The sequence below is a fragment of the Catenulispora pinistramenti genome, assembly GCF_018274385.1.
Classification (GTDB): domain Bacteria; phylum Actinomycetota; class Actinomycetes; order Streptomycetales; family Catenulisporaceae; genus Catenulispora; species Catenulispora pinistramenti.
This window is the reverse complement of the sequence record NZ_JAAFYZ010000138.1, coordinates 18,060-28,694: the sequence shown is the minus strand read 5'-3', so window position 1 is coordinate 28,694 and position 10,635 is coordinate 18,060. Positions and strand designations below refer to the sequence as shown.

The window sequence follows — 10,635 nt, the reverse complement described above, 5'->3', positions numbered from 1 at the left end:
CCCCCGATGCGACGATGACTCCATGCCCGAGCGCCCCCACGTCATCCTCAGCGCCGCCATGTCCCTGGACGGCCACCTCGACGACACCACCCCCGACCGCCTCATACTCTCCGACGACGCGGACTTCGACCGGGTGGACGCGCTGCGGGCGGCGTCGGACGCGATCATGGTCGGCGCCGAGACCATCCGGCGCGACGACCCGCGGCTCCTGATCCGCGATCCGGAACGCCGTGCCGACCGGGTGCGGCGCGGCCTTCCGGAGCACCCGATCAAGGTGACGGTGACCGGCGCGGGCGCGCTGGACCCGGCGGCGCGCTTCTTCACGACCGGCGGCCGCAAGCTGGTCTACTGCGCCGACGCCGCGGTGCCGGCGCAGGCCGATCGGCTGGCCGCCGTGGACGACACCGAGGTCGTCCCGGCCGGGGCGCTCGTCGACTTCCCCGGCATCCTCGCGGATCTGTTGGAACGCGGCGTCCAGCGGCTGATGGTCGAGGGCGGCAGTTCGCTGCACACCCGGTTCCTCGCCGAAGACCTCGCCGACGAGATCCATCTGGCGATCGCCCCGTTCTTCGTCGGCGACGACCGGGCCCCGCGCTTCGTCCGCGCCGCCGAGTTCCCGCAGAACGCGCGGCACCGCATGACGCTCGCGGAGACCCGGCCGATCGGCGATCTGGTCTTTGTGCGCTACCTGATCAGCCGCGTCCGCCACGACTGACGGCGCGCGGCGACCCGAACCGGACCGGCACTCCCGGCGAGAACAGCACACTGTCCGGCGGCCGGGCGGCGACGCCCGGCAAACCCGCGGCGGCGACCAGATCCTCCTCGCACGCCAACAGCTCCGCGTGGTGCAGCGGCCATCGCGGATGCGCGTTCGGCATGTGCACCGTCCGGCCGCCGAGCGTGAAGTGCAGTCGCCAGCGGGCCGTCAGGAAGTGGTCCACCGCGTTCGGTTCCTCGACGGCGGCCCCGACCCGCACGCCGATCAGGCTCTTCGCCGGCGGGAGGCCGGGTTCGCGGCGTCGGGAGGCGTACCAATACATGTCGTCGTGGTTGTAGGCGGACATGCGGGCCCAGCGGTACGGCAGCCGGAACGCCGAGCGCGCGGTGGCGACCGGCAGCATCCGGGAGGCTTCCAGCGACCGGAACACCACACCGCGCCGCCCCGCCGAGTCGACCGAGTACAGCCGCACATTGGTTTCCGGGAACGTCCCCAGATACGGCATCCCAGGCAGCGGCCACCACCCGATCCGGTGCATGCGGAAGGCGATGAGCCCGACGTAGGTGACCCCGTCGATGATGTCGGGCAGTACCCCGGCCGGCAGCAACGGCGCCACGGCTTCCGGATCGAGGGCCCAGTGGAGAAAGGTCGCGTCGAGCCAGGACTGTGTCATCAGCGGCCGGCCGGGCAGTGGGGGCGGATCAGGCGTGACCGGTTCGGGCTCGCTGACTGGGACCGCCCCCGGCGCAGTCATCCCGCCTCAGATCCCCATGCCGTAAGCGTGCGTGACCCGGATCCGCAGCACCAACCGCTTGTCGGCGATCATCGCGGCCCGGTACTCGTCCCAGTCCGGGTGCTCCTTGCCGGCCGCCGCCCGGTACAGCGCCACCAACTCCTCGACCGCCGCGTCGTCCGGTGACTGCGCGACCGCGGACAGTTCCGCGTCGCCGTCGTACACCGCGTACTGGTAGGTGTCCGGCTGCACCATCAGCGTCACGCGCGGGTCGCGGCGCAGATTGTGGGTCTTGGCCCGGCCGTCGATGATCGAGACGCGGATCACCTGCTCGGCGGGGTCGTACGCGTAGTTGATCACCGACAGCTGGGGCCGACCGTCCTTCTTGATAGTCGCCAGCGTGGCTTGGCCACGTTCCTTAAGGAGTTCCAAGAAGGCATCCATATCGTGATTCTAGGGTCAGGAAGAGGTGATACACATGAGCGCATGAAGTCATTCGGGGCACGTCGGGGCCGGACCATATCCGTCGTGGCGATGGTGCTCGGCGCCACCCTGGTGGCCGGATGTACTTCCAGCGGCTCGGTCGGCGGCAGCGGCGGCAGCGGCGGCTCTTCCGGCGGTTCGGGCAGCACCGGCAACGCGGGCGCGCTGCCCAGCGGCAAGTTCAGCACGGTGCAGGCCTTCGACGCCCAGCAGATCTCCTGGGGCAAGTGCACCAGCGAGCCGTCCGACGACCCGAGTGCGGACCTGAGTGCCTTCCAGTGCGGCACCGTCGATGTCCCCTTGGACTACACCAAGCCGTCGGGCAAATACGTCTCGCTCGCCCTGGTGAAGTGGCCGGCCGCGGACCCGGCGACCAAGGTCGGCTCGCTGCTGACCAACCCCGGCGGTCCCGGCGCCTCCGGCGTGGACTTCGTCGAGGAGTCCAAGCAGGAGTTCGACGGCGCGCTGCACGCGCACTACGACATCATCGGTTTCGACCCGCGCGGTCTGGGCCGCAGCGACCCGATCGTCTGCCAGAACGACAAGACCCAGGACGCGCTCTCCGAGCAGGATCCGCCGAAGGACCCGACGCAGCGCGCCGCCAAGGCCGAGCAGGACAGCAAGAACCTGGCAGCGGCCTGCGAGAAGAACTCCGGCGACCTGCTGCCCTACGTGGGCTCCAACTACGTCGCGCAGGACATGGACCTGATGCGCCAGGTCCTCGGCGACAAGAAGCTGAACTACCTCGGCATCTCCTACGGCACCTACATCGGTTCGGTCTATGCCGAGGAGTTCCCGGCCAACGTCGGCCGCATGGTCCTGGACGGGGCCGTCGACCCGAACGCCGACCAGCTCCAGGCCAACGTCCAGCAGCAGCTCGGCTTCGAGCAGTCGCTGGAGAAGTTCGCCGGCGACTGCGTCACCAACTACGCCTCCTCCTGCCCGCTGTCCGGCACCCCGACGGCCGCGGCGCAGCAGCTCGGCCACTTCATCGACGGCCTGCAGGACCACCCGCTGCCGACCGACGACCCGAACCGGCCGCTGGACCAGACGCTCGGCTGGACCGGCGTCGTCATCGGGCTGTACGGCGACGTCGGCTCGGACTGGTGGAAGTACCTGCGTGAGGCGCTGACCAAGGCGATGAAGAACGGCGACGGATCGGAGCTGTTGGCCGGTGCCGACCAGTACGACGGCCGGGACCAGTCGGGCCACTACAGCACCGAGCAGAACGGCTTGATAGCGGTGCGCTGCGCCGACTTCACCACCCCGACGCCGAGCGCCGCGGCGGTGCAGAGCGCGTACAACCAGCTCAAAACCGGGGCGTCGATCCTCAACTCCAATCTGGCCCCCGGGGACCTGGCGCAGCCGATGTGTGCGAACTGGCCCTTCCAGACCCAGCAGAAGCCGCACGTGATCAAGGCTCAGGGGTCGGACACGATCCTGGTCGTGGGTACCACCGCGGACCCGGCGACGCCCTACCAGAACGCTGTGAACCTGGCCAACGGCTTCGCCAACGCGCGGCTGCTGACCCGGGTCGGCACCGGGCACGCCGCGTTCGGCAGCGGCAACCAGTGCGCGCAGTCGGCGATGGAGGCGTACCTGGTGAGCGGTACGTTGCCGCCGGTGGGGGAGCGCTGCACGGCGTGAGCCGGTCGTGAGAGAGATCGCACGCGGGAACCCATCTGCGCCGTAACCCGTTTAGGATCGCGGAAGGCTCAACGATATGGGGGACACCCGTGATCTGCTTCTTCGATCCGGCGCACGGCCAGGCGTCAGTGAACGTCAGTTGGCAGCCGCAGTGGGGCGTGGCGCGACCCGTCGAGGTCTGCCAGTACTGTGCGCAGCGCATCCAGACCACCCAGCCGCCGTACTACCAGCCGGTCCAACAGCAGGGGTATCCACAGCAGGGCTATCCCCAGGCCGGCTATCCGCAGCAGGGCTACCCGGCCCAGCAGCCGGGCTACCCGCAGCAGGCGCAGTACCAGCAGCCGCAGTATCAGCAGCCGCCGCAGCGGCAGGGCCACAGCACCGGCGCGGTGATCGGCGCGGGGGCGGCCGGCCTGGTCGGCGGGATGCTGCTCGGCGAGATGCTCGAGGGCGATGAGAACAAGCACGAGGAGCAGGCGTACGAGCGCGGCTTCGAGGAGCGCGGCCACGACGACCAGCGCGGCGAGTACCAGCAAGAGCAGTTCCAGCAAGAGCAGTTCCAGCAAGAGCAGTTCCAGCAGGACCAGTACCGCCAGGACCAGTACCAGCCGGAGCAGTACCAGCAGCCCGAGCAGTACCAGCAGCCGGACCAGTACCAGCAGCCGGACCAGTACCAGCAGAGCGACTTCAGCGGCGGCGGCTTTGACGGCGGCGACTACAACAACGACGGCGGCGGGAACGACGACGGTTTCTTCTAAACCGCGCAGCTCCGGCCCAACCGCCGCTTAATATAAAAGTGCTAATACGCCGTCGGGGCGGGGATCTCGGATCCCCGCCCCGACGGTATTTCTACCGGCACACCCCTTGCCCGCCCCTTACCGCGTAGACGGATTCCCGCCCGCATATCACGAGGTGAGCGCAAGTCCAGGCGTGTCGCAACGTAGAAGCGTCTACGTCTTTCTGAGGTTCCTGACACCCTCTACTGTGACGAGTATCGATCATCGCAATGCCGTAGTTGTATTGCTATTCCCCGCAGCTCGTTGCACGACCCCGTAAGGCATCACCGGAGGTTTTATCTCAAAGGGGGCGCGTGGCGGCGTGGCCGCGCGCCGGGAGAAAGGCACACCATGCAGTTTGCCCGCAGGCACCGCATCGCGGTCGTCGCGGTCACGGCGCTGGGACTGGGAGTCGGCACCTCCGCCGCCGCCCTGGCCAGTCCGGCGCCCGCCCGGCCCAGTGCGGCCCAGCAGTTGGCCGCGCTGTCCACCGGCGCGAAGCACCCCGTGATCGTGCTCCTGAAGAACCAGCACCCCGAACTGTCGGTCAAGACCGCCAAGACCAAGCGCCTCGCGACCACCGCCGCCGACCAGGCCCCGCTGGTCAGCAGCGCCCAGGCGACCGGCGCCCAGGACATCAAGAAGTACTCGGTGATCAACGGCTTCTCGGCCAAGATGACCGACGCCGAGGCCGCGAACCTGCGGCAGAACCCGGACGTCGAGGCGGTCGTCAGCGACCAGCAGCGCGTCGTGAACGACCTGAGCGACGCGCAGAAGGCGGCCATCGCCGACGCCGCCGGCGGGACCGCCGGGACCGGCGCCGACGGCCAGACCCCGGCGAACAAGGTGCTGCCGGGCACCTGCCCGTCGGACCCGGGCAAGCCGCTGCTGGAGCCGGAGGCGTTGCAGACCACGGACACCGCCTTCCTGAACAAGAGCCAGCCGCAGGCCCAGAACCTGGTCGACGGCAAGGGCGTGAAGGTCGCGTGGATCGCCGACGGGCTGGACATCAACAACCCGGACTTCACCCGGGCCGACGGCACCCCGGTGTTCAGTGACTACCAGGACTTCTCCGGCACCGACCCGAACGGCGCCGAGAGCGGCGACGAGGCCTACGGCGACGCCAGCGCGATCGCCGCGCAGGGCCTGCACAGCTACGACCTGTCCAAGTACGTCATGCCCGGCCACGCGCTGCCGGCCGGCTGCAACATCACCGTGCGCGGCATCGCCCCCGGCGCCTCGCTGGTGGGCCTGAACGTGTTCGGCGCGGCCAACCTGGTCTTCGACTCCACCATCGTGCAGGCCATCGACTACGCGGTGAACGTGGACAACGTCGACGTCATCAACGAGTCGCTGGGCAGCAACGCGCAGCCCACCGAGGGGCTGGACGTCACCAGCCTGGCCGACGACGCGGCGGTGGCCGCCGGCGTCACGGTCGTCACCTCCACCGGCGACGGCGGCGTGACCAACACCGAGGGCCAGCCGGCCGTGAACCCGGACGTGATCAGCGTCGGGGCCACGACCACCTTCCGGGACCAGGCGCAGACCGGCAGCGGCGGCACCCGGAACCTGGCCAGCAGCTGGGCCTCGAACAACACCGCCGCGCTGTCCTCCTCGGGCACCAACGTCCGGGACCGGGTCCCGGACCTGGTCGCGCCGGGCCAGGGCGGCTGGGCGCTGTGCAGCCCCGAGGCGCGGTTCAGCGCCTGTGTGGACTACAACGGCAACCCGGCCTCGCTGGAGGACTTCGGCGGCACCAGCATGGCCTCGCCACTGGTCGCCGGCGGCGCCGCGCTGGTCATCGAGGCGTATGAGAACACCCACGGCGGGGTGCGCCCGGCGCCGGCCCTGGTGAAGCAGATCCTCACCTCCTCGGCCAGCGACCTGGGCCTGCCGGCCGACCAGCAGGGCGCCGGTGAGCTGAACACCTACCGCGCGGTCCGGATGGCGATGTCGGTCAAGGACGGCAACGGCTCGCCGAAGGCGCAGGGCGACGGCCTGCTGGCCACCACCGGCGCCGGCGACACCCAGGTCTCGCTGATCGGCAACGGCGGCTCGAAGCAGTCCGCGACCGTCACGCTGACCAACACCAGCCCGAACACCCAGACCGTCGCGGCGAACGTGCGCGAGCTGGACACCACGGTCGGGGACGTGCGCGGCACCAAGGCCGTGGACTTCACCGACCCGAACTCGCCGTGGTTCTACGAGGGCTACACCCTGGGCACCTCCGGCCTGAAGCGGCACTGGTTCAGCACCACGTTCACCGTGCCGGCCGGCGCCGACCACCTGACCGGCACGGCCACCTGCGCCTGCGCCGGGACCAGCACGCTGCTGCGGCTGGTGCTGGTCGGCCCGAACGGCGAGTACGAGAACTGGAACAGCCCGCAGGGCACGACCAACTACGCGCAGGTCGACCAGGCGAACCCGCCGGCCGGGAAGTGGACGGCGTACTTCTACGCCAACGCCAACGCCACCGGGTTCAAGGGCAACGTCAGCTACGACTTCCTGGCCACCAAGTACAAGGACGTCGGCTCGGTGAGCCCGGCGAACGCCGTACTGAAGCCGGGGCAGTCGCAGAAGTTCACGGTGAAGCAGACGCTGGGCCAGAACCCCGGCGACGTCTCGGCGGCGCTGGCGTTCACCACCGGGTTCCACCAGAGCACCACGGTGCCGGTGACCAAGCGGACGCTGATCTCCACCAACAACGACGGCGGTGCCTTCACCGGCACGCTGACCGGCGGCAACGGCCGGGCGAACACGCCGTCGCAGACCGAGTCGTACTACTTCGACGTGCCGCGCGGTAAGAAGAACCTGGCGATGAACCTGACGTTCACCGGCAGCCACGCGGTCTCGGCGTTCCTGGAGTCCCCGGACCACCAGGTGGTGTCGCTGAGCACGAACCTCGCCGTGGACGCGCAGGGCAACCAGAGCCTGCTGCCCTCGCTGACCGGCTACGTCAACACCCCGGCCGCCGGCCGCTGGGTGCTGTTCCTGGACGACAACAACCCGGCGATCCTGTCCGGCGACCTGGCTGACGCCTTCAACGGTCAGCTCCGCTACAACACAGTCGACGCCAGTGCCAAGGGCCTGCCCTCCGGCAAGCTGGCGGCCGGCAAGGCGGTGACCGCCACGGTGACGATCAAGAACACCGGCGCGGCCCCGCTGACGGTGTTCGCCGACCCGCGGCTCAACAGCAGCGCCGACTACGACCTGCCGGCGCAGCAGCCGCTGGGTGCGACGGTGGCCCTGCCGTTCGCCACCACCGGTCCGCAGCCCTCGTTCCAGATCCCGACGCACACCACGGAGCTGCGCGCGTCGCAGTCCTCGACGATCCCGGCGGACTTCTCCACCAGCGGCCCGTCCGGCCAGCCCGAGGTCTACGGCGTCTCCAAGGGCCTGACCGCCGCGGTCACCGTGGACTCGCCGTGGCTCACCCAGGGCGTCTGGGGCCAGGACCCGACCCCGCTGGGCCCGACGAACGCCGCGGTCTCCGGCAGCGCGACCGAGGCCCAGAGCGTCACCACGCTGGCCTTCGACCGCACGGCCGTGGCCGGTACCGGCGACCTGTGGCTGCAGGGCGTCGACCCCACCGCCCCGGCGCTGGCGCCGGTGACCATCCAGCCCGGCCAGACCGGGACGGTCACCGTCACCTTCACGCCGACCGGCAACAGCGGCAGCAAGGTGAGCGGCGAGCTGTACGTCAACACGTACAACGCCGCTTACGGCACCGCCGATGAGCTGACGGGCATCCCGTACAGCTACACGGTGAAGTAGCACCGCCGCACCACTGACGCGGGCGCCCGGACCTCGGCGGTTCGGGCGCCCGCTGGTTTTCCACTTGGCGGGAGCAGCCCCGCACGCCAGGTAGATTTGTGCGGGTGATCGAGCAGGACGATGTCGCGAGCAGGCCATCCAACGGGGCCACTGTGCTCTCTGAAACAGATGAGGCTCCGGGACCCGGCATCGCGCCGGAGCGCCTGGCCCTGCTGCTCGACATCCTGGCCGAGGTCGAGGAACTGCCGGTCGAGCACCCCGACGCGGTGACCGTGCGCCGCGCGACCGCCGGCATCTACAAGAGCGTCAAGGTGCGCCGCCGGGCCGAGCGGCAGGCCCGGGTGCAGGCCGCGGACCGGGCAGTGATCGCCAAGACCGCCACCGGCGCGCCGAGCCGCATCGACGACGAGACCCAGGGAATCCCCCTGAGCTCGCAGACCGCCGACTCCGGCAACATCGTGGCGGGAACGCTGCTCCGCGAGCGCGGCTGCTACATCTGCAAGGTGCGCTACCGCGAGGTGCACGCCTTCTACCACCAGCTGTGCCCCGACTGCGCCGCCGAGAACTGGAAGCGCCGCGACGCCCGCACCGATCTGACCGGCAAGCGCGCCCTCCTCACCGGCGGCCGCGCCAAGATCGGCATGTACATCGCCCTGCGCCTGTTGCGCGACGGCGCGCACCTGACCATCACCACCCGCTTCCCGAACGACGCCGCCCGCCGCTTCGCCGCCATGGCCGACAGCGGCGAGTGGCTGCACCGCCTGCGCGTCGTCGGCATCGACTTGCGGGACGTGGCCCAAGTCGTGGCGCTGGCCGACTCCGTCGCGGCGGAAGGCCCCCTCGACATCATGGTCAACAACGCGGCGCAGACCGTACGACGCTCACCGGCCGCCTACGAGCCACTGATCCGCGCCGAGGCACAGCCCCTGCCCGACGGGCCGCTGCCCGAACTGGTCTCCTTCGGACGCTTCACCGGCTCCGGCCTCATCGCGCTGCCGGGGCAGACCCGCTCGTCGGAGTCGATCGCGGCCGACCTCGTCGGGGTCGCAGCCAGCGGCGTGGTCGGGCCCAGAAGCGTCGGCGCCACCGACCTCGTGAACCTGGCCCTCACCGCCGGTTCGGCCACCCCGGCCCGCATCGCGGCCGGCACCGCCATCGACGCCGGCGGTCTGGTCCCGGACCTGGCCGACACCAACTCCTGGGTGCAGACGGTCGAAGACGTGGACCCGATCGAGCTGCTGGAAGTCCAGCTCTGCAACTCGACCGCACCGTTCATCCTCATCAGCAGGCTGCGAAACGCGATGAAGGCCTCCCCGGCCGCGCGAAAGCACATCGTCAACGTCTCGGCCATGGAGGGCGTCTTCAGCCGTGGCTACAAGGGCGCCGGCCACCCGCACACCAACATGGCCAAGGCCGCCGTCAACATGCTGACTCGCACCAGCGCCAAGGAGATGTTCCAGAAGGACAGCATCCTGATGAACAGCGTCGACACCGGCTGGATCACCGACGAACGCCCCCACCCCGACCGCCTCCGCCTGGCCGACATCGGCTTCCACGCCCCATTGGACCTCGTCGACGGCGCGGCTCGGGTTTACGACCCGATCGTGCGCGGCGAGCAGGGGGAGGATTTGTATGGATGCTTCTTGAAGGACTATGCCAACGCGGGGTGGTAGGTCCGGTGGTAGGTCCCTACCTACCGTCCCAGCCGTAAGGCCCGAGGCGAGGCCCCGAAAGCCCTCCGGCACGCCTTGTTGAACGCCTGCAAGTCCGGAATCCCGACAGCCGCCGCGATCGCCGTCACCGACAACGTCGACGCACGCAACAGATGCAACGCCCGAGCCATCCGCCGCGAAGCGATGTAGCCGACGACCGTGTCGCCGACGTGCTCGTGGAACAGCCGCGTGAGCTGGTTGTGCGACACCCCGGCGATCCGCGCCAACTCCGCCACCACCAACGGCTCCGCCAACCGCTCCTCGATCCGCCGCACCACTGCCGCGACCACCGGATTCCCCGGCGCGGTGGTCAGAGCGTCCGCATCGGCGTCGGCGAGGTCCGACACCCGCCACAACGCCGCCCACACCGCGGCCGCCGACCGCGAAGGCGAGGTCGGGAACGCCGCGACCGCATCGAGCAGCAGCTCCCGCAATACCGGCAGCGCCGAGCCCGCATCGCCGACGAATGCGTTGCCCACCAGCGGATCGCGCCGTCCGGGCATGGCGAAGTGCACGTATAAGTGCTCTGAGCGTCCGCGATACCGGAACTCGACCGTGGTCCCGGGCGGCACCAGGCTCACGGTCCCGGGCCGCAGCTCGTGCCACCGGCCGTCGACGGCGAACGCGGCGCTGTAGCCGTACAGGTGCAGCTGCCACAGATCCGGTAGCCGGAAGACGTCCACCGCGGTGTTGATGCCGTGCACCCCGACCCCGGCGTTGGCCACCAGGGGCGGACCGGCTGCTGACTCCGTAGTGAGCATAGTGTTCATAGTGAACACCCCATGGTGAAAA

Annotated in this window: 8 protein-coding genes; 5 read left to right on the top strand and 3 right to left on the bottom strand. The window is 69.9% G+C overall.

The features are described 5' to 3' along the window. The first annotated feature begins 22 nt into the window (after positions 1-22). Positions 23-715 carry a RibD family protein gene (locus KGQ19_RS31595; protein WP_212015940.1) on the top strand — a complete coding sequence of 231 codons (693 nt, stop codon included), beginning with the start codon at positions 23-25 and terminating at the stop codon, positions 713-715. On the opposite strand, the gene KGQ19_RS31590 is transcribed toward KGQ19_RS31595, so the two are convergent. Together KGQ19_RS31590 and KGQ19_RS31585 are read right to left on the bottom strand one after the other, a co-directional pair. After that, on the bottom strand, positions 693-1,472 hold the full coding sequence (locus tag KGQ19_RS31590; RefSeq protein WP_212015936.1) for a YqjF family protein: 780 nt from the start codon (positions 1,470-1,472) through the stop codon (positions 693-695). The genes KGQ19_RS31595 and KGQ19_RS31590 overlap by 23 nt on opposite strands. Before the next feature lie 6 nt (positions 1,473-1,478). Further along, the gene (locus KGQ19_RS31585) at positions 1,479-1,895 is read right to left on the bottom strand and encodes a PPOX class F420-dependent oxidoreductase (protein ID WP_212015934.1); all 417 of its coding nucleotides are present in this window, start codon (positions 1,893-1,895) and stop codon (positions 1,479-1,481) included. A gap of 42 nt (positions 1,896-1,937) precedes the next feature. Between KGQ19_RS31585 and KGQ19_RS31580 the strand changes: the two genes are divergently transcribed. From KGQ19_RS31580 to KGQ19_RS31565, 4 genes are all read left to right on the top strand, one after another. Next, positions 1,938-3,581 (top strand): alpha/beta hydrolase, encoded by a 1,644-nt coding sequence (locus KGQ19_RS31580; protein WP_212015932.1) that lies wholly within the window; start codon positions 1,938-1,940, stop codon positions 3,579-3,581. Between the two features lie 89 nt (positions 3,582-3,670). Then, a complete protein-coding gene (locus KGQ19_RS31575; RefSeq protein WP_212015931.1) occupies positions 3,671-4,339 on the top strand; it encodes a hypothetical protein in 669 nt (222 codons plus the stop codon). 369 nt (positions 4,340-4,708) lie between these two features. Continuing rightward, complete coding sequence (locus KGQ19_RS31570; RefSeq protein ID WP_212015929.1) at positions 4,709-8,131, top strand: S8 family serine peptidase; 3,423 nt, start codon at positions 4,709-4,711, stop codon at positions 8,129-8,131. A 152-nt stretch (positions 8,132-8,283) separates the two neighbouring features. Next, entirely contained in the window at positions 8,284-9,804 is a 1,521-nt protein-coding gene (locus tag KGQ19_RS31565; protein WP_368862188.1) for an SDR family NAD(P)-dependent oxidoreductase, read from the top strand. 20 nt (positions 9,805-9,824) lie between these two features. Here KGQ19_RS31565 and KGQ19_RS31560 read toward each other — a convergent pair whose 3' ends face one another. Then, entirely contained in the window at positions 9,825-10,604 is a 780-nt protein-coding gene (locus KGQ19_RS31560; RefSeq protein ID WP_212015927.1) for an AraC family transcriptional regulator, read from the bottom strand. Positions 10,605-10,635: the final 31 nt, after the last annotated feature.

What these genes read in the sequence shown, in the direction of transcription:
- KGQ19_RS31595 (WP_212015940.1), top strand. Translation starts at nt 23, where the DNA reads ATGCCCGAGCGCCCCCACGTCATCCTCAGCGCCGCCATGTCCCTGGAC.
- KGQ19_RS31585 (WP_212015934.1), bottom strand. Translation starts at nt 1,895, where the DNA reads ATGGATGCCTTCTTGGAACTCCTTAAGGAACGTGGCCAAGCCACGCTG.
- KGQ19_RS31570 (WP_212015929.1), top strand. Translation starts at nt 4,709, where the DNA reads ATGCAGTTTGCCCGCAGGCACCGCATCGCGGTCGTCGCGGTCACGGCG.
- KGQ19_RS31560 (WP_212015927.1), bottom strand. Translation starts at nt 10,604, where the DNA reads ATGCTCACTACGGAGTCAGCAGCCGGTCCGCCCCTGGTGGCCAACGCC.
- KGQ19_RS31580 (WP_212015932.1), top strand. Translation starts at nt 1,938, where the DNA reads ATGAAGTCATTCGGGGCACGTCGGGGCCGGACCATATCCGTCGTGGCG.
- KGQ19_RS31590 (WP_212015936.1), bottom strand. Translation starts at nt 1,472, where the DNA reads ATGACTGCGCCGGGGGCGGTCCCAGTCAGCGAGCCCGAACCGGTCACG.